26 protein-coding genes are annotated in these 23,847 nt (G+C 34.1%); 24 read left to right on the top strand and 2 right to left on the bottom strand.

Features of this window, described 5'->3' with window-relative positions; all coding sequences use genetic code 11:
- The first annotated feature begins 263 nt into the window (after window positions 1-263).
- The 19 genes from T513_RS0107375 (at window position 264) to T513_RS0107285 (ending at window position 13,392) form a co-directional block, all read left to right on the top strand.
- Window positions 264-869 (top strand): L-threonylcarbamoyladenylate synthase, encoded by a 606-nt coding sequence (locus tag T513_RS0107375; protein WP_029070894.1) that lies wholly within the window; start codon window positions 264-266, stop codon window positions 867-869.
- Complete coding sequence (gene rpiB / locus T513_RS0107370; RefSeq protein WP_029070895.1) at window positions 866-1,306, top strand: ribose 5-phosphate isomerase B; 441 nt, start codon at window positions 866-868, stop codon at window positions 1,304-1,306. The genes T513_RS0107375 and rpiB overlap by 4 nt, the downstream gene beginning before the upstream one ends.
- Before the next feature lie 4 nt (window positions 1,307-1,310).
- Window positions 1,311-2,555: a serine hydroxymethyltransferase gene (gene glyA, locus T513_RS0107365; RefSeq protein WP_029072626.1), complete on the top strand. Its 1,245-nt coding sequence runs from the start codon at window positions 1,311-1,313 to the stop codon at window positions 2,553-2,555.
- 3 nt (window positions 2,556-2,558) lie between these two features.
- Window positions 2,559-3,182, top strand: a complete 624-nt coding sequence (gene upp / locus T513_RS0107360; RefSeq protein WP_029070897.1) for a uracil phosphoribosyltransferase — start codon at window positions 2,559-2,561, stop codon at window positions 3,180-3,182.
- Between the two features lie 17 nt (window positions 3,183-3,199).
- On the top strand, window positions 3,200-3,547 hold the full coding sequence (locus tag T513_RS0107355; protein WP_143452180.1) for a hypothetical protein: 348 nt from the start codon (window positions 3,200-3,202) through the stop codon (window positions 3,545-3,547).
- Between the two features lie 2 nt (window positions 3,548-3,549).
- Window positions 3,550-4,215: a F0F1 ATP synthase subunit A gene (locus tag T513_RS0107350; RefSeq protein WP_031589627.1), complete on the top strand. Its 666-nt coding sequence runs from the start codon at window positions 3,550-3,552 to the stop codon at window positions 4,213-4,215.
- 43 nt (window positions 4,216-4,258) lie between these two features.
- A complete protein-coding gene (atpE, locus tag T513_RS0107345) occupies window positions 4,259-4,486 on the top strand; it encodes an ATP synthase F0 subunit C (protein ID WP_029072628.1) in 228 nt (75 codons plus the stop codon).
- 21 nt (window positions 4,487-4,507) lie between these two features.
- Window positions 4,508-5,008 (top strand): F0F1 ATP synthase subunit B, encoded by a 501-nt coding sequence (gene atpF, locus T513_RS0107340; protein ID WP_029070901.1) that lies wholly within the window; start codon window positions 4,508-4,510, stop codon window positions 5,006-5,008.
- Window positions 5,008-5,544, top strand: coding sequence for a F0F1 ATP synthase subunit delta (locus T513_RS0107335; RefSeq protein ID WP_029070902.1), 537 nt, complete (start codon window positions 5,008-5,010; stop codon window positions 5,542-5,544). The genes atpF and T513_RS0107335 overlap by 1 nt, the downstream gene beginning before the upstream one ends.
- Window positions 5,545-5,549: 5 nt before the next feature.
- Window positions 5,550-7,073, top strand: a complete 1,524-nt coding sequence (atpA, locus tag T513_RS0107330; protein WP_031589626.1) for a F0F1 ATP synthase subunit alpha — start codon at window positions 5,550-5,552, stop codon at window positions 7,071-7,073.
- A gap of 6 nt (window positions 7,074-7,079) precedes the next feature.
- Entirely contained in the window at window positions 7,080-7,940 is an 861-nt protein-coding gene (gene atpG / locus T513_RS0107325; RefSeq protein WP_031589623.1) for an ATP synthase F1 subunit gamma, read from the top strand.
- 14 nt (window positions 7,941-7,954) lie between these two features.
- Window positions 7,955-9,355 carry a F0F1 ATP synthase subunit beta gene (gene atpD, locus T513_RS0107320; RefSeq protein ID WP_029070905.1) on the top strand — a complete coding sequence of 467 codons (1,401 nt, stop codon included), beginning with the start codon at window positions 7,955-7,957 and terminating at the stop codon, window positions 9,353-9,355.
- On the top strand, window positions 9,348-9,749 hold the full coding sequence (gene atpC / locus T513_RS0107315) for an ATP synthase F1 subunit epsilon (RefSeq protein ID WP_031589622.1): 402 nt from the start codon (window positions 9,348-9,350) through the stop codon (window positions 9,747-9,749). The genes atpD and atpC overlap by 8 nt, the downstream gene beginning before the upstream one ends.
- A 1-nt stretch (window position 9,750) precedes the next feature.
- Window positions 9,751-9,933: a hypothetical protein gene (locus tag T513_RS11470; protein ID WP_035876881.1), complete on the top strand. Its 183-nt coding sequence runs from the start codon at window positions 9,751-9,753 to the stop codon at window positions 9,931-9,933.
- Window positions 9,934-10,084: 151 nt separating this feature from the next.
- Entirely contained in the window at window positions 10,085-10,312 is a 228-nt protein-coding gene (locus T513_RS0107310; protein WP_031589620.1) for a hypothetical protein, read from the top strand.
- Window positions 10,297-11,031 carry an ATP-binding cassette domain-containing protein gene (locus T513_RS0107305; protein ID WP_031589619.1) on the top strand — a complete coding sequence of 245 codons (735 nt, stop codon included), beginning with the start codon at window positions 10,297-10,299 and terminating at the stop codon, window positions 11,029-11,031. The genes T513_RS0107310 and T513_RS0107305 overlap by 16 nt, the downstream gene beginning before the upstream one ends.
- Window positions 11,009-12,295: a hypothetical protein gene (locus T513_RS0107300; RefSeq protein WP_031589617.1), complete on the top strand. Its 1,287-nt coding sequence runs from the start codon at window positions 11,009-11,011 to the stop codon at window positions 12,293-12,295. The genes T513_RS0107305 and T513_RS0107300 overlap by 23 nt, the downstream gene beginning before the upstream one ends.
- Window positions 12,292-12,549, top strand: a complete 258-nt coding sequence (locus tag T513_RS0107295) for a hypothetical protein (protein WP_031589615.1) — start codon at window positions 12,292-12,294, stop codon at window positions 12,547-12,549. Before T513_RS0107300 ends, T513_RS0107295 begins: the two co-directional genes overlap by 4 nt.
- 327 nt (window positions 12,550-12,876) lie before the next feature.
- The gene (locus T513_RS0107285; protein WP_031589612.1) at window positions 12,877-13,392 is read left to right on the top strand and encodes a hypothetical protein; all 516 of its coding nucleotides are present in this window, start codon (window positions 12,877-12,879) and stop codon (window positions 13,390-13,392) included.
- Between the two features lie 57 nt (window positions 13,393-13,449).
- Here T513_RS0107285 and T513_RS0107280 read toward each other — a convergent pair whose 3' ends face one another.
- Window positions 13,450-14,442, bottom strand: a complete 993-nt coding sequence (locus T513_RS0107280) for a LacI family DNA-binding transcriptional regulator (RefSeq protein ID WP_031589611.1) — start codon at window positions 14,440-14,442, stop codon at window positions 13,450-13,452.
- A gap of 284 nt (window positions 14,443-14,726) precedes the next feature.
- Here T513_RS0107280 and T513_RS0107275 point away from each other — a divergent pair, with 284 nt between their 5' ends.
- From T513_RS0107275 to T513_RS0107255, 5 genes are all read left to right on the top strand, one after another.
- Window positions 14,727-16,814 carry a PTS transporter subunit IIBC gene (locus T513_RS0107275; protein WP_080703131.1) on the top strand — a complete coding sequence of 696 codons (2,088 nt, stop codon included), beginning with the start codon at window positions 14,727-14,729 and terminating at the stop codon, window positions 16,812-16,814.
- 5 nt (window positions 16,815-16,819) lie between these two features.
- Window positions 16,820-17,599, top strand: coding sequence for an endonuclease/exonuclease/phosphatase family protein (locus tag T513_RS0107270; RefSeq protein ID WP_031589609.1), 780 nt, complete (start codon window positions 16,820-16,822; stop codon window positions 17,597-17,599).
- Window positions 17,596-19,080, top strand: a complete 1,485-nt coding sequence (gene malQ, locus T513_RS0107265) for a 4-alpha-glucanotransferase (RefSeq protein ID WP_031589608.1) — start codon at window positions 17,596-17,598, stop codon at window positions 19,078-19,080. The genes T513_RS0107270 and malQ overlap by 4 nt, the downstream gene beginning before the upstream one ends.
- Before the next feature lie 15 nt (window positions 19,081-19,095).
- On the top strand, window positions 19,096-21,372 hold the full coding sequence (locus T513_RS0107260) for a glycogen/starch/alpha-glucan phosphorylase (protein WP_029070912.1): 2,277 nt from the start codon (window positions 19,096-19,098) through the stop codon (window positions 21,370-21,372).
- Between the two features lie 159 nt (window positions 21,373-21,531).
- Window positions 21,532-22,782 (top strand): ATP-binding protein, encoded by a 1,251-nt coding sequence (locus T513_RS0107255; RefSeq protein WP_031589607.1) that lies wholly within the window; start codon window positions 21,532-21,534, stop codon window positions 22,780-22,782.
- Between the two features lie 157 nt (window positions 22,783-22,939).
- On the opposite strand, the gene T513_RS0107250 is transcribed toward T513_RS0107255, so the two are convergent.
- Window positions 22,940-23,344, bottom strand: coding sequence for a hypothetical protein (locus T513_RS0107250; protein WP_031589606.1), 405 nt, complete (start codon window positions 23,342-23,344; stop codon window positions 22,940-22,942).
- Window positions 23,345-23,847: the final 503 nt, after the last annotated feature.

The raw sequence follows: 23,847 nt of genomic DNA, 5'->3' as shown, positions 1-23,847 counted from the left end.
CAGCTTTCTCCTTTCTAAAGACTCGGAAATAGGATTTCCTGTATGTATATTATACCATATATTTTAACTGCCATTCATCCCACGGTCTAAAGGCACGTGGATTTTCTGTCGGGAACTTTATAAAATGAGTAATGGATTTATGCAAAATAGGGATTTTGCATAAAATGATGAAAAAATCCGAAGATATCGCTTGTTCTTCGATGGTTTTTTATACTCATTTAGGGTAGTTTATGTTAAAATACATTTTAGTATGGGGTGATTATATGACTAAGGTAGTTTTACCTGAAAAAATGGATGAAATTAAAGCATGTATTTTGAAGGGAGACGTTGTTGCTTTTCCGACGGAGACCGTCTATGGATTAGGTGTTCAGTTTGGAAATAAGAAAGCCTTAGATAGCTTGTTTACCGTGAAAAACAGAGATCAGAAAAAAGCGGTGACATTGATGTTATCACATATTGATATGTTAGAGAAGTATGCCTATGTTGATGAAAGAATCATGAAGGTTGCTAAAGCTTTTATGCCAGGTCGCATTACGCTTGTTTTAAATCGTAAAGAGAGTGTTGATCCTGCCATGACAAATGGTCTTCCAACTATTGGAATCAGGATTCCTGATAGTCCGTTTGTCTTGGATCTTATCAATGAGGTTGGTCCTCTTTCTGTGACAAGTGCTAACTTGTCAGGAGGAGGGAATACAACTAACGAAAAGGAAGTTCTTGAACAGCTTGATGGAAGAATTCCTCTTGTTGTGAAGGGACAGACGTCTTCTTCTCTTGCGAGTACGGTTGTTAAATTAACAGACGGGAAAGTGGAGATCTTAAGAGAAGGAGCAATCACGAAGGAAGATATTGAGGAGGTCTTTAATTCATGAAAATAGCAATTGCGTGTGATCACGGAGGATTCCGTCTTAAAAATGTTTTGATTGAAAACATGAAAGCTCAAGGGGTTGAGGTTGTTGATTTCGGAACATATTCAGAAGAATCTTGTGATTACCCAGATTATGCATCGAAAGCGGCTAAGGCAGTTGCCAATGGCGAATGTGATAGAGGTGTTGTAGTGTGTGGAACAGGTATTGGTGTGTCCATTACTGCTAATAAAGTAAAAGGTATTCGTTGTGCTTTATGTCATGATGTATTTAGTGCAAAAGCTACAAGAGCACATAATGATGCCAATATGATTGCCATGGGACAGAGAGTTATTGGAGAAGGCTTAGCTGTTGAAATCTTAAATGCATGGCTACATACTGAATTTGAAGGTGGAAGACACATCAAGCGTATTGAAAAGATGATGGCGCTAGAAAGGGAGTAGGAGAATGAGAGATAGTGAAGTATTTGCAAGTGTACAAAGAGAGTTAGATCGTCAAAGAAACAATATTGAACTTATTGCTTCTGAAAACTTTGTATCACAACAGGTTATGGAATTAGCTGGTTCAGTTCTTACAAACAAGTATGCTGAAGGATATCCAGGAAAAAGATATTATGGAGGATGCCAGTTTGTAGATGAAGTTGAAACTTTAGCTATTGAAAGATTAAAGAAGCTTTTCCATTGTGAATATGCAAATGTACAGCCTCACTCTGGGGCTCAGGCTAATACAGCTGTTTATTTTGCATTATTACAGCCTGGAGATAAGGTATTAGGTATGTCTTTAAATGATGGTGGTCATTTAACACATGGTCATCCATTAAATTATTCAGGAATGACTTATGAATTCCATGCATATGGTGTGGATCGTGAATCTGAAATGCTTGATTATGAAGCATTCAAGAAACAGGTGGAAGAAGTTAAGCCTAAACTTGTTGTTGCAGGTGCTAGCGCTTATTCGAGAACTATAGATTTTAAGACTATGGCAGAAATTGCTCATGAAAATGGAGCATTGTTCATGGTCGATATGGCACATATTGCTGGTTTGGTTGCAGCAGGAGAACATCCTTCACCATTCCCTTATGCTGATGTTGTTACTACAACAACACATAAGACACTTAGAGGACCACGTGGTGGTGTAATCATGTGTAATGATGAAGAAATGATTAAGGCAATCAACAGAGCTGTATTCCCAGGAATGCAGGGTGGGCCATTGATGCATATCATCGCTGCTAAGGCAGCTTGCTTCTATGAAGCATTACAGGATGATTTTAAAGATTATGCAAAACAGATCAGAAAGAATGCGAAGGCATTGGAAGAGTCTTTAAAAGAAGAAGGATTCAGACTTGTCGCTGGTGGAACTGATAACCATCTTCTTCTTATTGATGTTAAAGCAAGCTGTGGTATTACAGGTAAGAAGGCACAGCGTCTTCTTGATGAAGTTAATATCACTGCCAACAAGAATGCTATCCCATTCGATACTGAAAAACCATTTAAGGCTTCTGGTATTAGAGTTGGTACTCCAGCTATGACTACTAAGGGCTTTAAGGAAGAAGACTTTAGAGAAGTTGGTAAGATCATTGCTCTTAGACTTAAGAATGATGAAACTGATGAAATCAAGAATGAATGTTTAAGAAGAGTGAAGGCTCTTACTGATAAAGTCACTATGTACAAAGATTTAAGTTATGAGGATTAAACTATGAGCGTTAAGATTTTAGATCATGCTTTAATTAAGCATAAGTTATCAATTATGAGAGATAAGAACACATCAACATATATTTTCAAGCAGAACCTTGATGAAATCGCAATGTTGATGGCATATGAAGTATCAAAGGATTTCCCTTTGAAACTTAAAGATATTGAAACTCCAGTATGCAAGACTACTGGTTATGAAGTTGATAAGCAGATCGTACTTGTACCAATCCTAAGAGCTGGTATTGGTCTTGTCGATGGATTTAGAACTATTATGCCAAATGCTAAGATTGGTCATATTGGTATGTATCGTGATGAAGAAACATTGATTCCTCATGAATACTATGCAAGATTCCCAAGTGGACTTGAAAGTTCTAAGGTCATCATTGTAGATCCAATGCTTGCTACTGGTGGTAGTGCAATGGATGCTATCAAAGCTATTAAAGATAGAGGCGCTAAAGATATCATGATGGTATGTTTAGTTGGTGCTCCTGAAGGTGTTAAGGCATTACAGGAAGCACATCCTGATGTAGATATTACGCTTGCAGCCCTAGATCATCATTTAAATGAAAAGGGATATATTGTTCCTGGTCTAGGAGATGCCGGAGATCGTTTATTTGGTACTGACTAATGAGTGATCTCAAAAAAATGATAAATGATTGTAAGATTCCCTTTCTATTTGGATTAATTGTGTCATTTATCATCACTTTTGTTACAAGAGATTACACTATCCCCGTTGGATGGATCTTAGGATCCATCATGGGGATGATCGTATATCTTGTAAATATAGAAATGATCGATATGATCATTTCATTGAAGAAGTCCGTATTGATTGTTATGGTTATGCATTTTGTCAAGATGATGCTGTATGCATTAGCGTTGTTAGCGGGTATATTTATGAAGCAGTATGTTCATCTTGCAGCAGTTTTTATCGCCTTGATGTTGCCTAAGCTGACAATTTATTGGACGATACTTGGGGAAAGGAGGAATCATTGATAATGAAGATTGTTATTCAGGCAGAATTGGTATCATCATTGATCATCACTATTTGCTTAGCAGTTTTCTTTATTTGGGCAGGCAAGAAATTTCGAGAAGCAGATCCTCTTGAAAAGCCACACGGCATTATTCTCCTTGTGGAGATCTTGATTAAGTGGCTCTATGATTACTTCAAAAGCATTATGCCTAAGAAGTTTGAAAAGAATTATTATCCCTACTTTGCGATGTTGTTTATTTGGCTATTAGTCGCAAACTTATCAGGACTTCTTGGCTTTGAAGCACCTACATCGAGCTGGTCGGTGACGTTGGCGCTGACTCTTGTAACATTTACGCTTATTCAGATTAATTCTATTAAGCATAATGGGATAGGTGCTTATTTGAAATCAAATCTTATCCCGCCAACAAATTTATTTGGAACTATTTCGCCATTGATTTCTATTTCAATGCGTATATTCTGTAACGTGTTAAGTGGTTCATTTATTATGGCTTTGATTTATCAGTTTACTTCATTTTTATCTTATAAAGTCATTCCATTTAACTTCTTAGGTCCTGTTTTGGCACCATTATTACATGCATATTTTGATATATTCTCTGGTGTGATTCAGGCTCTTGTTTTCGTAACATTATCCACAATCCTGATTTCTATTGAAAATCCGGATGAGGAATAAAGTTGTAAGAATTGTCTATACATAAAATTAGGAGGAAATCATTATGACAGACAAAGGTTTAATTGCAATTGCAGCAGGTCTAGCAATTATTGCTGGTTTAGGTACAGGTATTGGGGAAGGTATTGCCGTTTCTAAGGCTCTTGAAGCATTAGGAAGAAACCCAGAAGCAGAAAGTAAGATTCGTACATTAATGATCATGGGTGTTGCCATGACAGAAACTGTTGCCTTATATGGTCTATTAGTTTCATTAATCTTATTATTCGTTTACTAAAAATAAATAGGAGGAATTGCTATGCCAAATATTGAATTAAAGCTATTCCCGAACTTTGTAACAATTATTGTACAGTTACTCTCAACTGGTGTTTTATTTCTTTTATTCAAGAAATATTTATGGAAATATGTTCTAGATTTCATGGATAAAAGAGCTGATGCTATTGAGAAAAATATCAATGATGCTAAAGATATGAGAGAGAAAGCTACTGTTTATCTTCAGGAAAGTGAAGAACAGGCAAGAGCTTCTGCTAAGCAGTATCGTGAAATCATTGATCTTGCGAAGGAAGACGCAAATAAAGCAAAGCAACAAATCATGAATGAAGCCAACGAACAGGCTAGAAATAAGATTGCGCAGGCTGAAGAACAGATTGAAGCTGAAAAAGCGCAGGCGAGAGCTGAAATGAAGGAAGAAATCGTTGATATTGCTACTGAAGTAGCTACTAAGATCATGCAGAAAGACATGGATGCATCCACTAATGATGATATGGTCAAAAGTTTTGTGGATGAGGTAATCAACTAATGGATACTGTAGCAGAAAGATATGCAGAATCACTTTTTGCATTAGCTTCTGAAGAAGATGCAATCAGCTCATATTTAGATGATATGAAGCTTGTCGATGAAGTGTTAGAAAGTGATCCAAAAATCGTACAGTTTTTCTCACATGTACTTATTTCTGATGAAGATAAGTGCAAGCTATTAGATGATAGTTTTTCTTCATCTATCAATAAGTACGTATTGAACTTCCTTAAGCTTCTTGTTAAGAAAAGAAGAATTCGCTACATTCGTGATATTGTGAAAAGCTTTATTGGTTTATGCAATAAGAAATTAGGAATTGAAGAGGGTCTTGTTTATACACCTTATGCGTTAAGTGATGAACAGCTTAAAGATGTAGAAAAAGCAATGAGTGAAAAGGAAAACAAGACTATTGTGCTAAGACAAATTATCGATGAATCTTTAATCGGTGGTATCAAGGTACAAATTAATACAAGAGTCTATGATGATTCTATTAAAAATAAAGTTGAAAAGCTTAGAAGTAAGCTTTTAGAAAGTAGGTGACAAGTGTGAGTTTAAGACCGGATGAAATCAGTGCCTTAATCAAAGAACAAATTAAGCACTTTGATGATGTCATCGAACAGAAAGATGTCGGTACAGTCATGACTGTCGGTGATGGTGTCTCTCTTATTCATGGACTTGATAATGCCATGCTTGGGGAATTAATTGCATTCCCAGGTGATGTTTATGGGATGGTCATGAACTTAGATGAAGACAGTGTTGGTGTCACACTATTAGGTAACGCAGATGATATCAAGGAAGGCGACGAAGTGCGTAGAACAGGACGCATTATCGAAGTGCCTGTAGGTGATGAATTATTAGGACGTGTTGTCAATCCTTTAGGACAGGCAATTGATGGACAGGGAGAAATTCATACTACTAAAACAAGACCAATTGAAAGAATTGCCCCAGGGGTTATGACAAGAAAGTCAGTAGATGAACCAGTACAGACTGGTATTACAACTATTGATGCGATTATCCCAATTGGTAGAGGTCAGCGTGAGTTGATTATCGGTGATAGACAGACAGGTAAGACTGCTATTGCGATTGATACAATTCTTAACCAGAAAGGTCAGAATATTTATTGTATCTATGTTGCAATTGGACAGAAAAACTCAACAGTTGCACAGGTTGTTAATAAATTAAAGCAGGGTGGAGCAATGGAATATACTACCGTTGTTTCTGCCTCAGCCAGTGAATTAGCTCCAGTTCAATACATTGCACCATATGCAGGATGTGCTATTGGTGAAGAATGGCTTGAACAGGGTAAAGATGTTCTTATTGTTTATGATGACTTATCTAAGCATGCCGTAGCATATAGAACATTATCATTATTATTAAAGAGAGCACCAGGACGTGAAGCGTATCCAGGTGATGTCTTCTATCTTCATTCAAGATTATTGGAAAGAGCTTGTAAGCTTAATGAAGAAAATGGTGGAGGATCAATTACTGCCCTTCCTATCATTGAAACACAGGCAGGTGATATCTCAGCTTATATCCCTACTAACGTTATTTCAATCACTGATGGTCAGATCTTCCTTCAGCAGGAATTATTTAACTCTGGTTTCAGACCAGCCATCGATACTGGATTATCTGTATCACGTGTAGGTTCTGCAGCGCAGATTAAAGCAATGAAGCAGGTGTCTTCATCATTAAAATTTGAATTGGCACAGTATACTGAAATGCAGTCATTTGCACAGTTCGGTTCTGACCTTGATGAAGCTACTCAGGCTACAATTGATCATGGGGAAAGAATCAGATCTGTCTTAGTACAGTCTCAGTATTCTCCTCGTCCAGTTACTACTCAGATCTTGACATTGTTTGCCTTAAAGAACGGTTTAACAAAGACTATCAAGATTGAAAAGATGACTGAATTCATGGATGGTCTAGTCGATAACATTACTGTTAAACATCCAGAATACATCAAGGAAATTGAAGAAAAGAAAGTCTTATCAGACGCATTGTCTTCTGACTTGAAGACTGCCATGAAAGCTTATGTAGAACAGTTCGAAAGACTGCAGACAGCGGGGTAATTGCTTATGGCAGGACAGATGCAGGCAATCAAACGTCGTATGAAATCAATTGATTCTACGATGAAGATCACGAAAGCGATGCAGCTTGTCGCAAGTTCCAAACTGATGAAAACAAGAAAAAGACTTGATGAAATGAAGCCTTACTATACACAAGTAAAAGATACTTGTGCAGAGATTCTTGAATATTCAGGAAAGAGTGTCTATTCTCCTTATCTTAAAGTTAATGAAGAAGGAAAAGATGCTTATATTGTGATTACATCCAGCTTAGGGTTATGTGGTGGATATAATGCTAACGTATACAAGATGCTAAATGAAGAAGTCAAAGATGGCGATCTTGTTTACATGATTGGAAATAAAGGCTATGCCTATTGCAAAAACCATCGCAATGTGGAGCTTAACACACAGTGGATTGATTTAAATTCTACTTTGGAATTTAAGGATATTGTAAGAATGACAAATCATCTATTGGATGAATATGTTGCTAAGAACATTAAGAGCATTCATATCATCTATACTGAATTTGTAAATAATATTACATTCACTCCACGTAATGTGAAGCTTCTTCCCGTGGATCAAAGTGATCTTAGAAATGAGAAATCAACTGAACTACGTAAACAGACATTATTTGAACCTTCTCCTGAAGAAGTGCTAGGAAGCTTGATTCCAATGTATCTACAGGCTGTCATTTATGGATATCTTGTAGAATCAGTTACAAGTGAAAATGCTTCAAGAAGAGCTTCAATGGAAAATGCGACAGATAATGCACAAGAATTAACTGATGAATTAAGATTAAAATATAACCAGGCTCGTCAGACTGCAATCACTAATGAAGTTAGTGAAATTGTGGCTGGTGCCAATGTTGAATAAGAAGGAGGTGCCATATGTCTAATATAGGGAAAATCGTAAGTGCCCGTGGACCAGTTGTCGATGTTCAGTTCTCTGGTGATAGAAATCTACCAGAATTAAATACTGCCATCTTGGTTAATAACCATGGTGAAGAATTGACACTAGAAGTTGCACAGCACATCGGTGACGATGTTGTACGTTGTATTGCCATGGGTTCAACTGATGGTTTAACAAGACAGATGGAAGCTATTGATACAGGTGCTCCAATCAGTGTACCTGTAGGCAATAACACTTTAGGAAGAATGTTCAATGTTCTTGGACATGCCATTGATGGTAAAGAAGAATTAAGTGAAGAAAAGCATATGCCTATTCACAGAGCTGCACCAACATATGCAGATCAGAAAACAGAAACAGAAATCCTTGAAACAGGTATCAAGGTTGTAGACTTGATCTGCCCATTCATCAAGGGTGGTAAGACAGGGCTATTTGGTGGTGCCGGTGTAGGTAAAACCGTATTAATTCAGGAGTTCATTAACAATATCGCTACTGAACATAATGGATTATCTGTTTTCTCTGGTGTAGGTGAACGTTCACGTGAAGGGAACGACTTATACTATGAAATGAAAGAATCGGGAGTATTATCTAAGACAACACTTGTCTTTGGTCAGATGAATGAACCACCTGGATCAAGACTTAGAGTTGCCCTTACAGGTTTAACTATGGCTGAATATTTCCGTGATGAACAGGGACAGGATGTCTTACTATTCATCGATAACATCTTCCGTTTCACTCAGGCTGGTTCAGAAGTTTCTGCCTTATTAGGACGTGTTCCTTCTCAGGCCGGATATCAGCCAACATTAGCAACTGAAATGGGGGCTTTACAGGAACGTATCACTTCTACTAAGAAGGGATCAATCACATCAGTACAGGCCGTTTATGTCCCTGCTGATGACTTAACTGACCCAGCTCCAGCAACTACATTTACACACCTTGATGGTCGTGTCGTACTTGATCGTGGTATCGCAGCTTTAGGTATTTATCCAGCCGTAGATCCACTTAACTCTTCTTCAAGAGGATTGGATCCAAATATTGTTGGTAAAGAACATTATGAAGTTGCTCATGGTGTACAGGAAATCCTTCAGAGATTCCAGGAATTACAGGATATCATCGCTATCTTAGGTATGGATGAATTAAGTGATGAAGATAAACAGACTGTTGCAAGAGCAAGAAGAATTCGTAACTTCTTATCTCAGCCTTTCTCAGTAGCATCACAGTTCACTGGTCTTGAAGGTAAGTATGTTCATGTAGAAGATACAGTAAAAGGTTTCAAAGAGATTCTTGAAGGTAAATATGATGATTTACCAGAACAGGCATTCCACAATGTAGGTACAATCGAAGAAGCCGTACAGAAAGCTGAAGCAATGAAAAATGAGTAAGTTTCATTTAAAGATTGTCACACCAAAAGGTACCTACAGGGAAGTGGATGTGGATATTTTGAACATTAAGACTACTGATGGATACATCGGTGTTCTTGCGCATCATATCCCTCTCGCAAGTGGTGTAGATATCTCTGAAATGAACTATAAGATTGATGGACAGACATATGAGTTTGCGATTGCCGGTGGATTCCTTTATGTAGGTGAAAACGAAGTTACTGTTATTGGTAATGCTGTTGAATCACCAGAAGAAATCGATCTTCAAAGAGCAAAAGAAGCTGAAAAGAGAGCACAGAGCAGACTAGAACATCCTACTGATGATCTAGATATCAAGCGTGCTGAAATAGCTCTTAAAAAAGCTTTAGTAAGAATCAATGTAAAAGGGTTGAAGTAATATGAAACTCTTACTAAGATATCTTATTCAATGGGTAATCATCTTTGTGATTATGCTTTTGTATAAATACTTTACAAAAACAGATAGCACATACTTGATGATTCTCCTTTACTCTGTAGCACTTACTCTTGTCTTAGGAATAAGTGACTATATTAAATATCGCAGAGATCGTATGACAAAATAAAATAGTCTTAAAAGACCACTAACGATTATGTTAGTGGTCTTTGTTTTAAAGATAAAAAGATGTTAGTTTGTTTGATATTAAATATTTCATATTGAATTCTTTAATAAATAAATATATAATATATGTGTATTATATATAGGAGGTATAAGTTATGGGTAATTTATATAGCAATTTGATATCATATCATTATCAGTTGAAGAGAAAATATGAAAATGAAATTGAAAACAAATGGTTTTGGTGTTTCTTTGCACTCTTGATTGTAGTTTCACATTTTGCATATGCATTTTATTGCACAAGAAGAGGATATAGTTTTGCAGGAAGAATTAAGTTTCGATGGCCTAAGATTTGGGAGATGGGAATAGGATGCAAACGTCGTTAGAAAATAAGAGTTTATATCTATCACATTTATCAAAGTCATATAATAACCATAAAGTAATTGATGATTTGTCATTTACATTCAATAATATAGGTATTACTGTTATAGTTGGACTTAATGGATGTGGTAAAACAACCTTATTTAATATAATTAATGATCTCATTGATAAAGATGAGGGAGTAATGAGTTATGAAAATATGTCAGATGAAGAAAGAAAAAAAGAATGTTTTTATATACCATCTGATTTTTATTTACCAGAGTACATGACAGGCAAAGAATACGTTGAGTTTGTATTGGCACGTTACCCACATTCGCATAAAGAAAGTGTTAGTTATCTTTTAACACTTCTTGATTTCAATGAAGCATACCTTAAACTTATTGAAACATATTCGTACGGGATGAAAAAGAAGATACAGATTATTGCTGCTATTGCTTCTAATACACAATATGTATTTGCGGATGAAGTCTTTAATGGTCTTGATTTTGAAACAGTGCTTTTACTAGAAGCACTAATACAAAAGCTTTCTCGTAAAAGAGCATTCGTATTAGTGACACATGAAATGTATCTTATTGAAAATCTTCAATGTGAATGTTATATGATGAAAAAGGGTAAACTTTGTAAAGTAACACAAGATAAAATGATGATGATAGAAGAAATAAAAAAAGAAAATGAATATAAAAGAAAGCAGGAAGTCATTAATGAATACATACTTTCTTTATAAATTTTATTTTAAAGATTCTTTTCAAGGTCTGTTTAAACATCCTTTATTAAAAAAGAAATATATTCGTTATCTTATTGGATTAAGTTTATTAATTTTTTATTTTTTCTATTTTTATATGAATGTAAATCAGGTTAATGTTTTAAAAAATGTTGCGATGTCTACAAGTGTAAACGAGTTAATGATTGCGAAAAGACAAACACTTTCTAGTTTATACAGTATAACTTTTTTATTGGCAGGCTTTATATTTTTGTTATTGGATTCAGGTGTTCATTTAAATATGAAGTCAATTTATTTTACAAAAGCATTGCCTTTTAGAAAGAAAGACATACTCAATAGTGAAAGGCTATTCTTTCTAAGTTTATCTCTTATATTATTTGAACTTTTCGTTATTATTTTAATACCAGCACTAGTATTAATTACAAATGAAATTTTTACATCTATGCTTATAGTTATAAGTATACACGTTGTTTTTTTAGGAGTATTTCAGACACTGCGGTTTATACGTTCCTGTCTACATAAAAAATGGTTTATTCGTGTATACCAGCTTCTTTTATTAGGTTCAATGTATTATTATTTTGTAGATTATAAATACAAGATAGAGAGTTTTATTGCTGATAAGCCTATCTCATTGTTAACAATTACAATAAGTGCAATGATCGCTGGTGTTGTTCTTTTTATTTTGAGTTGGATCATGCAAAAAAATTTGAATCTTTATATGACAAGTGAATATACACATATTTCATGTATTCAACCTTCTTTGTTTCTTTTGGCTCTTTTACGAACAAGATTTTTTAAAGTCACATCCTTTCTTATTGCGAGCATGGCTTGTTATTGTTATTTTGTGATTAAAGATATTGAAATAATAAATTTTCTTTTTCCAATATTAGCATTGATTTTTTTATATTACGGCAATACAACAATGTCAGTAAGAAAAATGTTTCCACATTACAGAATATCATCTTTATATGAGTTTATCTCATTATTATTAATTATTTGCATAGTAGAAATGCCTTCTCTTGTGTTGGGGTTAACTACACATCATGGATTAATGGTATTTCTTTATGGTATTAATCTTTCATTATCTGCATTGATTTTGGGAATACTTTTACCTAAAAGTATAAGTAATATGAATGAACTCATTACATCAACAGTAATGATTTTATTGATTATTATTTATTTGTTTGGAAATATATATGTGTTATGTACTATCTTTATCATTTTAATGATGGTTACGTATTTAACAATTAAGGAGGCTACAAGATGAATTATATTAAACAAATCAGTTATGCAATTATGGTATTCATGGTTGTTTTTGTATTAGACTTTATTCATACATTATTTTCTATTCAACATTCTGGAATTAATTTCACAATGTTAGGTATGCGTATTACTACAAAAATGACGAATAAATTGCTTGAAAATTACTTTACGTTAACACCAAAAACAGCTATATGCTTATTTGCTTTTATTTTAATATGGTTAGCTATATATTATATAATCAATAAAAAGCATGCTTAATGTTTTGTTACAAGTGATAATTGAAATAATATTATCAATAATTTTACATGAATTTTTTCATTATCTGACTGCAAAAGCACTGAAATTAGAACCAAAAATAAAGCTGAAATTTTTGGTTCCTTCAGTTGTGTATAAAAACACTAAAGATAATATAAAAAATTTAATTGTCTCATCATCTCCACTTTTGATGATACTATTAACATTTATCATACCTGAGAATAAGGTTATTGTCTTTAAGATTATGTGCTTATGTCAGTTAATAAATATTTTTCCTATTACTGCAGATGGTGAAATTATTCTTTTATCTATTATGAATCTATTGAAAAAATGAAAAAAAGTAAAGTATTCATCAGTATTATTGTTTTTATTATAATTTTAACAAGTATTAACTACATTACAAATAAAACTGAGCATAATATTGCTTATAATGATCATACGCCACGTATGATTAAAGTTTCTCCAAAAGAAGTTATAAATAGAATTAAAAAAAGAAAAAAAGGAGTCTATTATCTTGGATTTCCTGAATGTCCATGGTGTATAGAACTTTTACCGGAATTAGATCATTGTTTAAAAGATGCAGGAGATAAAAGTTATGTATTAAATGTTCATGATAAATCTTTTAATTCTACACTTAGAAGTCAACTCACGGTATTTTATAAGAAATATGTCCACGAAAAAGAGATTTACGTTCCATTAGTTGTAGCTATTAATTCAAAGCATGAAGTTAGAGTACATCTTGATACGGTAAAGGGACATAATGCTAAAGTATCACGTATGACAAATTCACAAAGAGAAGAACTAAAACATATTCTTGATCAAATGATTTGTTTTGCAAGAAATTAGATAATTTAAAATAACACCCCCACAGCTTAGCTGTGAGGGTGTTTTTATATGCATATTCTATTTCATAGCTCTACAGCTATCCCTTTTTGTAATGGTAAAAGGAACAATGGTTCTTGTCGCAAACATACCAGGTGTTTCAATATGCTTGATCAGTTGACTGACAGCTTCCATTCCTAGCTGGTTGGCATTGATATCAAGTGATGTTAATGCTGGATGCATCAGTCTTGCAAAGATGGAATTATTGAAGCTGACAATGGAGATATCATCAGGGACTTTAAGTCCTATTTCTTCAATGAGTCTGATAATAATTGTAGCATAGATATCATCACATACTACAAAGGCAGTAGGACGGTCCTCCTGTGTTAATAGTTCTAGAATCTGAGTTGGATTATAAGAATAACTAGAAGACAGATCGACCATATACTGTGTCTTGATGCCAAGACCAGCTTCAGTGATTCCTTGAAGATAGCCGACCTTACGATCCACTGAGAACTGTTTCTTTTTGCTTGTGCCAACATATCCAATTTTAGTATGACCCAGCGCAATAAGATATTTAGTTGCTTCATATCCAGCCTGAACATTATCAGTATCAACACTTAAGGTAGAATTCGTATTGCTTGTAGGCTTGCCTACAATAAGATAAAGAAGATTATTAGTATTCATATATTCTAATAGTGAATCTTCTATATCAGAATAAAGGAAGATATAGCCATCAGCTTGTGTGATTTCCATGGAATTCTTTAATTCATGGAAATTAGCACCGGTAATGACATTTAAACGATAAGAATATTTATTGCATATATAGCTGATTCCTCTTACGATTCCAAGGTAGAATGGGTTTTCGTAGGCATCAACCATTGAACGAGGAAAGACAACGCCAATTGTATGAATGGTACGTGCATGTTCATGGTGATAGCCGAGTTCATTCATAATATCACGTACTCTTTTTTTAGTTTCATCACTAATTGAATAGTGATCATTTATAACACGTGATACAGTTGAAGTAGAGACTCCTGCTTTTTTAGCGATATCTTTAATAGTAACTCCCATATGTATTCCTCCTATACTTATCTTAAGTAGAAAAAATGGGGATGTCAAATCGTAAAATAAAGCATAAAGAAAGGAACATAAAACATAAAATATTTATATTGTAAAAATTATGAAAACATTCATACGCAAACTGTTGCGCATATATTTGCGCAAATGTTGCACAAATAAGCAAAAAAGATGCGAAAATGATGTTGATAACGTTTTCATTTTTTTCTACAATCATCTTGTAAGTGCTAACAAACGTTTGTGTGATGAAATCACTATATAAGAGGAGGATAAGTTTTATGAGCAAGAAAACAATCGTCTCTCCAATTAAGGGAAAAGTTATTCCTATTGAAGAGATTCCAGATCCAGTCTTCTCACAGAAGATGATGGGAAATGGATGTGGCATTATTCCAGATGATGGTAAGATCTATTCACCAGTAGATGGTGAAGTTACAATGATTGCCCCAACCAAACATGCAGTGGGCTTAAAGACAAAAGATGGATTAGAAATCCTTATTCATTATGGGTTAGAAACAGTTGATCTTAAAGGAGAAGGTTTCTACTTCCATGTGAAAGAAGGAGATCAGGTTACAAAAGGTACTTTGCTTTATGAAGCAGATTATGACCGTTTTGTTAAAGAAGATATTAATATTGTGACACCTGTTATTATTACTTCACCATTAGAAAAAGAAAAACTAAAGATCAATGCAGGTCATCATGATGTTAATGAAGAAATCATGACAATTTCTTCAAAGAAAGGTCCACATATTAATTTTGATTTCTTACAGAAATTAGGAAAAGTATTGATGACAGTTATCGCTGTTATGCCAGCTGCTGGGTTGATGATTTCACTTGGTAAGCTAGTACAGATGGCTGGTGCTGATTTAAGTCTTGTGATGACAATTGGTACAACAATGGAAAACATTGGTTGGGCTATTATCAATAACTTACATATTCTATTTGCTTGTGCTATCGGTGGTAGCTGGGCTAAAGAAAGAGCCGGTGGTGCTTTCGCAGCCTTGATCGCCTTTATCTTAATTAATAGAATTACAGGTTCTATCTTTGGGGTAACTGCTGATATGGTAAGTGCTTCTAATGCGATGACACATACATTATTTGGACAAGCTATTCCAGTTAATGGATACTTTACAACTGTTCTTGGTGAAGCAGCCTTGAACATGGGTGTATTTGTCGGTATTATTTCTGGTTTCGTTGGTGGTGTTGTTTATAACAAATACTACAACTTCAGAAAATTACCTGATGCTTTATCATTCTTCAATGGTAAACGTTTTGTCCCAATTATGGTTATTGCTTATTCAGTCGTTATTTCTATTATCATGTCAATTGTTTGGCCATTCATTCAGGGTGGTATCAACTCATTTGGTATTTGGATTGCGAACTCATCTAAAACATCTCCAATCCTTGCACCATTTGTATATGGTACATTGGAACGTTTATTATTGCCATTTGGTTTACATCACATGTTGACGATTCCAATGAACTATACTTCATTTGGTGGAACATATACAATTGCAACTGGTGCTAATATTGGTAAACAGGTATTTGGTCAGGATCCATTATGGTTAGCTTGGGTTAATGACTTAATCAACTTCAAGAACGCTGGCAATATGACAGCATATCATCACTTATTAACTACAGTTACACCTGCTAGATTCAAGGTTGGACAGATGATTGGTGCAACAGGTATGCTTACTGGTGTTGCTTATGCTATGTTCAAGAATGTTGATGAGGATAAGAAAAAACAGTATAAATCAATGTTCGTTTCTACAGTATTGGCAGTATTGCTTACTGGTGTAACTGAACCAATTGAATTCATGTTCATGTTTGCAGCATTGCCATTATATATCGTATATGCAGTATTACAGGGACTTGCATTCGCAGCTTCTGGTGTTGTTCATCTTCGTTTACATTCATTTGGTAACGTTGAATTCTTAACTCGTGTACCTATGTCCTTACAGGCTGGTCTTGGTGGAGATATCATCAACTTTATTATTGCCTGCATCGTCTTTGGTGTAGTTGGATATTTTGTAGCTAACTTTATGATCAAGAAATTCCATTATGCAACTCCTGGTAGATTAGGTAACTATGATGGTGCACAGGATGAAACTGGTGAAGGTCATCAGGGAAGCGCTCAGGTAGAAGCAATCATCGCTTTACTTGGCGGTAGAGAAAATATTGAATTAGTAGATGCATGTATGACTCGATTAAGAGTTACAGTAAAAGACGTCAATAAAGTTGCAGAATTAGAAGAATGGAAAAAAGAAGGCGCAATGGGTCTAGTTAAGAAAGATAATGGTATCCAGGCAATCTATGGACCTAAGGCAGACGTCTTAAAATCAGATATTAATGATGCATTAATGGGGTAATGACTATGAAAATAATGACACTCAATACACATTCCTTATCAGAAGAGAATGGCTTAGAAAAATTAAATAAAGTAGCAAAGTTCATCCTGGAGAATGATGTTGATGTCATTGCTTTACAGGAAGTTAACCAATCAATAAATGCAGATTCAGTGATGGCACCCTCTAGCTATAGAGGCTGCCATCAGCTGAAATCTGATAATTATGCTTTAGCTTTATCTTCTTATCTTGAAGATTATCAATGGAACTGGATGCCAATCAAGATTGGCTTTGATAAATTTGATGAAGGGTTAGCTATCTTCTCAAAGACACCAATTGTTTCTACTGAAGAGTTTGTATTAACCAATACAGATGATTATTATAACTGGAAGAAAAGAGCAGCCTTAGCGATTGAAAGCAATGGAGTGTGGATCTACACTGTTCATTTTGGATGGTGGGATGATGAAGATGAACCATTTGTACATCAATGGGAAACATTGATGAATCATGTACAAGATAAAAAGAATGTCTACATCGCTGGAGATTTCAATGCGCCAGACGATAGAAGAAAAGAAAGCTATGATTACATTCTAAAAAATGGCTGGATTGATACTCGTACTTTAGCAAAAGAGGTTAAAGGAAAAGAAACAATTCCTGGTAAGATTGCAGGATGGGATCAGGAGGAAAAGGGCATGAGAATTGATTATATCATGTCCAATAAGAAACGTTTAATTAAGAGTCATCAAGTAATATTTGATCAAGATCGTGTATCAGATCATTATGGCATTATTTTGGAGGAAGCAATATGAGAGAAAGTGGAGTATTATTGCCAATAAGTGCATTGCCAAGCAATTATGGCATTGGCTGCTTTGATCAGGCAGCTTATCAATTTATAGATTTTTTGTCAAAAGCAAAACAGACTTACTGGCAGATTCTACCTTTGGGTATTACTGGTTATGGTGATTCACCTTATCAATCATTTTCTACTTATGCGGGAAATCCTTATTTTATTTCATTAGATGAGCTTTGTGAAAATGGTTGGATCAGTGAAGAGGATCTTCCTGAGAAAGATATACATAAAGAAGAAGTAGATTATGCCTACCTTTATGAACATCGCTATAAGCTATTAAGAAAAGCATATGAGAACAGTCATATTGAAAATGATGAAGGATTCATATCCTACAGTAAAAAGAATGCCTGGTGGCTTGATGATTATGCATTATTTATGGCAATCAAGTCTCAGTATGAAAACAAGAGCTGGCTATTCTGGCCTCAGGATATCCGTTCTAGAGATGAGAATGTACTTGCGAAAAAGAGAGAAGAGTTATCTTATGAAATGAACTATCATCGTTTTATGCAGTATATCTTCTGGACACAGTGGTATAGACTAAAAAAGTATGCTCATAAAATGAATGTAGCTATTATCGGAGATATTCCTATCTATGTCGCATTTGATTCTTCGGATGTTTGGTCTCATCCTGAATTATTCCAACTAGATGAAGATGTTAAACCAGAAGCAGTTGCTGGTGTTCCACCTGATGGCTTTTCAGCAACAGGACAGCTTTGGGGAAATCCTCTTTATCGTTGGGATGTTCATGAAAAGACAAACTACGAATGGTGGATAGCACGTATGGCTTATGCAAGAGATGCCTACGATGTCGTTCGTATCGATCATTTCCGAGGCTTTGATGAATATTATTCTATCCCTTATGGGGATGAAACAGCTGTCAATGGACATTGGGAAAAAGGTCCAGGTCTTGCTTTATTTAAGGCTATTGAAAGCAAGCTTGGCAAGATGAATGTCATTGCAGAAGATTTAGGCTATCTAACAGATAGCGTTAAGCAGCTAGTAAAAGATTGCCAGTATCCTGGCATGAAGATTTTACAGTTCGCATTTGATTCACGTGATTCTAGCGGTGCTAATAGCTACTTGCCTCATAACTACATTGAAAACAGTGTTGTTTACACTGGAACACATGACAATGAAACAATGATGGGATGGTTTGATTCCATCTTGCCAATTGAAAAGAAAGCACTAAAAGAATATTTAAAAATTGAAAGCGATAGCCATGAAGAATGGCTTGATGCCTGTCTTGCGCTTGTCTTCTCTTCAGTATCAAGAATGTGCATTATTCCTCTTCAGGATTATTTAATGAAAGATAATAGTGCACGAATGAATACACCTAACACATTAGGTGGAAACTGGATGTGGAGAGTTCTACAGGAAGAATTAACAGAAGCGCTTAATGAAAAAATGAAAAAGTTAACGACAACATATCATCGTTATTAACAAGGAGAGTTTATCATGTTACTTGAAAAACAATTAGAAACTTTAAGTCAGAAAGGCTATGGAAAAGCATTAAAAGAATTATCTAATGAAGAAGTTTATGCAGTATTGTTACATCTTGTAAAAGATTTAACTGAAGAAAAGCCTTTAATTGATGGTGAAAGAAAAGTTTATTACTTTTCTGCAGAATTCCTGATTGGGAAGCTCATGAGCAACAACCTTATCAATCTTGGTATTCGTAAAGATGTCAAAGATATTCTTGAAAAGAATGGCTTCTCACTATCTGAAATTGAAGAAATTGAAAATGAACCATCACTTGGAAATGGTGGTCTAGGTAGATTAGCAGCTTGTTTCTTAGATTCAATTGCAACATTGGACTTACCTGGAGATGGTGTTGGATTAAATTATCATCTTGGATTATTTAAACAGACTTTCAAGGATAAGAAACAGTATGAAATGCCTAACCCTTGGATTGATGAGAACACATGGTTAAACAAGACAGGAAAATCTTATCTTGTAGAATATAAAGACTTTGCATTAAGATCAAGACTTTATGATATTGATGTTCTTGGCTATAAAGGAAACAAGAATAAACTTCACTTATTTGATATTGATAGCGTTGATGAAGCAATCGTTAAAGATGGTATCTCTTTCGACAAAGAAAATGTTCTTAAGAACTTAACATTATTCCTTTATCCTGATGACAGTGATGAAGAAGGAAAGAAATTAAGATTATATCAGCAGTACTTCATGGTATCATCTGGTGCCCAGATGATTCTTGAAGATCTTAGAAAGAAAAAGATTGATTTAAGAGATCTTGCTAAACATGTAGCAATTCAGATCAATGATACTCATCCATCATTAATTATTCCTGAATTAATTAGATTAATGATGAAAGAAGGTATTACAATCAAAGAAGCAATCCGTATTGTATCTAAGACTTGTGCATATACTAACCATACAATCTTAGCAGAAGCATTAGAAAAATGGCCAATGCATTATCTAGAAGAAATCGTTCCTCAGCTTATTCCAATCATTGAAGCATTGGATGCGGTAGCAGGAGAAAGAAGCAGAAATGAAAAGACTGCCATCATCGATAAAGATCAGTTAGTTCATATGGCAAGCATGGATATTCATTTTGGATATGCGATCAACGGTGTTGCAGCTATTCATACTGATATCTTAAAGAATACAGAATTAAAGGATTTCTATGATTTATATCCTTCTAAGTTTAACAATAAGACAAATGGTATTACATTTAGAAGATGGCTTCTTTCATGTAATGAAGAATTAACTGACTTCATTGATTCTCTAATTGGAGAAGGATATAAAGAAGATGCTTCTAAGTTAGATGAATTATTAAAGTTCATTAATGATGATAAAGTATTAAATGAATTATTAAGTATTAAAGATAAGAAAAAAGCAGACTTTGTAAAATACATCAAAGATAAAGAAGATATTGATCTAAACAAAGATTCAATCTTTGATATTCAGATTAAACGTCTTCATGAATATAAACGTCAGCAAATGAATGTCCTTTCTATCATCCATCAATATTTAGAAATCAAAAAAGGACATTATCCTGCCCATCCAATCACTTGCATCTTTGGTGCAAAAGCTGCTCCTGCCTACATTCTTGCAAAAGATATTATTCATACAATTCTTTGTCTTCAGTCATTAATTAACAATGATCCAGAAGTTAATAAATATCTTCGTGTTGTAATGGTAGAAAACTACAATGTAACTTATGCAGAAAAGATTATTCCTGCAGCAGATTTCTCAGAACAGATTTCATTAGCTTCTAAGGAAGCAAGTGGTACTGGTAACATGAAGCTTATGCTTAATGGTGCAATCACTATTGGTACTGATGATGGTGCCAATGTAGAAATTCATCAGCTAGTAGGAGATGAAAACATCTATGTCTTTGGTAAAGACAGTGATACAGTTATCGCTCATTATGAAAATGAAGATTATAGCTCAGCTAAGATTCTTGAAGAAGATGAAGATATTAGAGAATTAGTAGACTTCATCGTATCTGATGAAATGAAAGAAATCAGCGGTAAAGATGGAATTGAATCATTAGAAAGATTACATCATGATTTATGGACTAAAGACTGGTTCATGGCTCTTCTTGATGTAAAAGATTATATCAAGACTAAACAGCAGGCTATTGAAGATTATTCAAATCGTCGTGTTTGGGCTCAGAAGATGTTAATTAACATTGCAAAAGCTGGATACTTCTCAAGTGATAGAACTATTGCTCAGTACAATGAAGATATCTGGAAATTAAAATAAGAATAGCGACTCGCTATTCTTATTTTTTTATTACGTAATTAAACGAAAATACTATTTTCGTGTTTTTTGTGAAACGTAAATAAAACGAAAAAATTTACGTTTCATTTACGTTTCGTTTATCTTATGATAAAATTATACTAAAGAGCAGGAGGTTATTTTATGAAAGAAACAAAAACATTAGAATACAAATCTGAAGTGACAAATTCATTTTTAAAGACAGTTAGTGCCTTCTCAAATTTTGGAACTGGTAAAATTCAATTTGGAATTGCGGATAATGGAGATGTTCTTGGAATAAATAACCCTGAACAAAAATGCTTGGATATTGAAAATAAAATCAACGATTCTATTTCCCCTAAGCCGGATTATTCGCTTTCCATTAATAGAAAGAATAATGTAATAACCTTAGAAGTAAATGAGGGAAGATATAAGCCTTATTATTATAAAGGGAAGGCATATCGTAGAAGTGATACTTCATCTGTTGCGGTTGATCAGATTGAATTAAAACGCCTCACACTTGAAGGTGAAAATTTGTATTTTGAATCATTATTTAATGATGATGAGATGTCATTTACCGTGCTTGAGAAAAGTCTTATTGAAAAGCTTGGAATTACAAAAGTAAACAATGATACTCTTAGAACTTTAGGACTTTATACGAAAGATGGACGTCTAAATAATGCCGCTTCTTTATTATCTGATAAAAATAGTTTTCCTGGAATTGATATTACACGTTTTGGTAGTTCTATTGATAATATATTGGATAGAGAAACCTTCAGCAATGTTTCTATTATTACACAGTATAATAACGCCGTAGTTATGTATCGCAGATACTATCAGTATGAGCAAATAAAGGGATCTGATAGAGTTTTAAATGAAATGATTCCAGAAAAAGCTTTTAGAGAGGCTGTTGCGAATGCTTTAGTTCATAGAACATGGGATGTAGATTCTAATATTAGAATTTCAATGTTTGATGATAGGATAGAGGTGTCATCTCCGGGTGGATTACCAACTGGAATAAGTGAAGATGAATATTTACATGGTAATATTTCAACATTAAGAAATCCAATATTAGGACATATATTCTTCAGACTACATTATATTGAGATGTTTGGTACTGGAATTAAACGAATTATAGACGCTTATAAAGATTCCCCAATTAAACCAAGCTTTGAAATAAGGGATAATTCTATAACAGTTATCCTACCTGTTTTATCAGCAACTGGTACAATTACATCTGATGGAAATAGATTATTAGATTTGCTTAAAGGTGAATTACGTTATAGTAGTAGTGAAATAGCCGAGAAGCTAGATTGGAGTAAATCGAAGACGATAAAAATCTTGAATGGCTTAATGGATATAGGATATATCGTGAAACACGGAAGAGGAAGAGGAACGAAGTATTCCAAAAAGTAAGATGCATTATAATATTTAAAGATAAAACGTAAATGAAACGAAAAAATTTACGTTTCATTTACGTTGATTCAATTAATAATAAAGAAAAACGAAACATTTTTTGGGATTGGTTTATCAACTCATAAAGTGTTTCGTTATTTTTTTAGTAAGGAGGATTTTATCCAGTTGTATAATGAGTAATAAGCCATTTACCATCAACTTTTTCTACAAGTACATCAATAAGCCATAAATCCCCTGGATAGATAGAACTTTTTATTGTGGCTTCTACTATAAGTTTAACTGAGATGTATTCCTTCTTTTCATGAGTAATTGTCGTAATCTTCTTCTCTACGATCAGATTAGCGGTTGGAATTGCTTTAACAGTTTGAGTAAATCCTTCTTTCATTTCTTTTGTACAATACTTGTACATTTCCTCATAGTTTTTCTTGCTGTAAGCATTAAAGAATGACTCAATGACTTTATATTTTTCTTGAAGTATTTCTTCTTTAGATTGTGTTTTACTGCAGCCAATTAGAATAAATGCTAATGAGATTAACAACGTGTTTCTTAGTATTTTTTTCATGTTCACTCCTTTTCATAACTGTAATAAAGATGATTATGTATTATGTCATTCTCAATTGGTTATGAGAAATAATGCATATATAAGAGGTTTTGTTGACATTTTTATTGTAATATATTGTTTTATAAATATGAATTAAATAATAGTTTTTCAAAAAAATAGCCATTAAACTACATAAAAAGGGGCTGACCCAGTAAAGTGATTTATGGATAATCACTGAGCTGGACCAGCTCTTTTTTTCTTTCTTTGACTCCCTACAGCCAGATAAAATCTGTTTACGGGCATTTAGACATAAAAAAACACCCATTTTTGGGCGCAATATCCCTATATAGCTGTGAATAACGTTTTTCAGTATGTGAATAACTGTTCTAGCAGCACTTCATTCTTTCTTCGCTCGGCTTTCTTTTATGAATCATATTGTGATATTTCCTGATATTGAATCCGATTGCGACCATAAATATCTCAAAAGATACATTGGAATTGCCTCTTCGTCGTAATCTGTCATA

This window comes from Kandleria vitulina DSM 20405 (assembly GCF_000702065.1).
GTDB classification, from domain to species: domain Bacteria; phylum Bacillota_I; class Bacilli_A; order Erysipelotrichales; family Coprobacillaceae; genus Kandleria; species Kandleria vitulina.
This window is presented reverse-complemented; position numbering and strand designations above follow the sequence as displayed.

Bases quoted from the DNA above. Each gene is read 5' to 3' on its own strand.
- T513_RS0107375 (WP_029070894.1), top strand. From the start codon at position 264: ATGACTAAGGTAGTTTTACCTGAAAAAATGGATGAAATTAAAGCATGT.
- rpiB (WP_029070895.1), top strand. From the start codon at position 866: ATGAAAATAGCAATTGCGTGTGATCACGGAGGATTCCGTCTTAAAAAT.
- glyA (WP_029072626.1), top strand. From the start codon at position 1,311: ATGAGAGATAGTGAAGTATTTGCAAGTGTACAAAGAGAGTTAGATCGT.
- upp (WP_029070897.1), top strand. From the start codon at position 2,559: ATGAGCGTTAAGATTTTAGATCATGCTTTAATTAAGCATAAGTTATCA.
- T513_RS0107355 (WP_143452180.1), top strand. From the start codon at position 3,200: ATGATAAATGATTGTAAGATTCCCTTTCTATTTGGATTAATTGTGTCA.
- T513_RS0107350 (WP_031589627.1), top strand. From the start codon at position 3,550: ATGAAGATTGTTATTCAGGCAGAATTGGTATCATCATTGATCATCACT.
- atpE (WP_029072628.1), top strand. From the start codon at position 4,259: ATGACAGACAAAGGTTTAATTGCAATTGCAGCAGGTCTAGCAATTATT.
- atpF (WP_029070901.1), top strand. From the start codon at position 4,508: ATGCCAAATATTGAATTAAAGCTATTCCCGAACTTTGTAACAATTATT.
- T513_RS0107335 (WP_029070902.1), top strand. From the start codon at position 5,008: ATGGATACTGTAGCAGAAAGATATGCAGAATCACTTTTTGCATTAGCT.
- atpG (WP_031589623.1), top strand. From the start codon at position 7,080: ATGGCAGGACAGATGCAGGCAATCAAACGTCGTATGAAATCAATTGAT.
- atpD (WP_029070905.1), top strand. From the start codon at position 7,955: ATGTCTAATATAGGGAAAATCGTAAGTGCCCGTGGACCAGTTGTCGAT.
- atpC (WP_031589622.1), top strand. From the start codon at position 9,348: ATGAGTAAGTTTCATTTAAAGATTGTCACACCAAAAGGTACCTACAGG.
- T513_RS11470 (WP_035876881.1), top strand. From the start codon at position 9,751: ATGAAACTCTTACTAAGATATCTTATTCAATGGGTAATCATCTTTGTG.
- T513_RS0107310 (WP_031589620.1), top strand. From the start codon at position 10,085: ATGGGTAATTTATATAGCAATTTGATATCATATCATTATCAGTTGAAG.
- T513_RS0107305 (WP_031589619.1), top strand. From the start codon at position 10,297: ATGCAAACGTCGTTAGAAAATAAGAGTTTATATCTATCACATTTATCA.
- T513_RS0107300 (WP_031589617.1), top strand. From the start codon at position 11,009: ATGAATACATACTTTCTTTATAAATTTTATTTTAAAGATTCTTTTCAA.
- T513_RS0107295 (WP_031589615.1), top strand. From the start codon at position 12,292: ATGAATTATATTAAACAAATCAGTTATGCAATTATGGTATTCATGGTT.
- T513_RS0107285 (WP_031589612.1), top strand. From the start codon at position 12,877: ATGAAAAAAAGTAAAGTATTCATCAGTATTATTGTTTTTATTATAATT.
- T513_RS0107280 (WP_031589611.1), bottom strand. From the start codon at position 14,442: ATGGGAGTTACTATTAAAGATATCGCTAAAAAAGCAGGAGTCTCTACT.
- T513_RS0107275 (WP_080703131.1), top strand. From the start codon at position 14,727: ATGAGCAAGAAAACAATCGTCTCTCCAATTAAGGGAAAAGTTATTCCT.
- T513_RS0107270 (WP_031589609.1), top strand. From the start codon at position 16,820: ATGAAAATAATGACACTCAATACACATTCCTTATCAGAAGAGAATGGC.
- malQ (WP_031589608.1), top strand. From the start codon at position 17,596: ATGAGAGAAAGTGGAGTATTATTGCCAATAAGTGCATTGCCAAGCAAT.
- T513_RS0107260 (WP_029070912.1), top strand. From the start codon at position 19,096: ATGTTACTTGAAAAACAATTAGAAACTTTAAGTCAGAAAGGCTATGGA.
- T513_RS0107255 (WP_031589607.1), top strand. From the start codon at position 21,532: ATGAAAGAAACAAAAACATTAGAATACAAATCTGAAGTGACAAATTCA.
- T513_RS0107250 (WP_031589606.1), bottom strand. From the start codon at position 23,344: ATGAAAAAAATACTAAGAAACACGTTGTTAATCTCATTAGCATTTATT.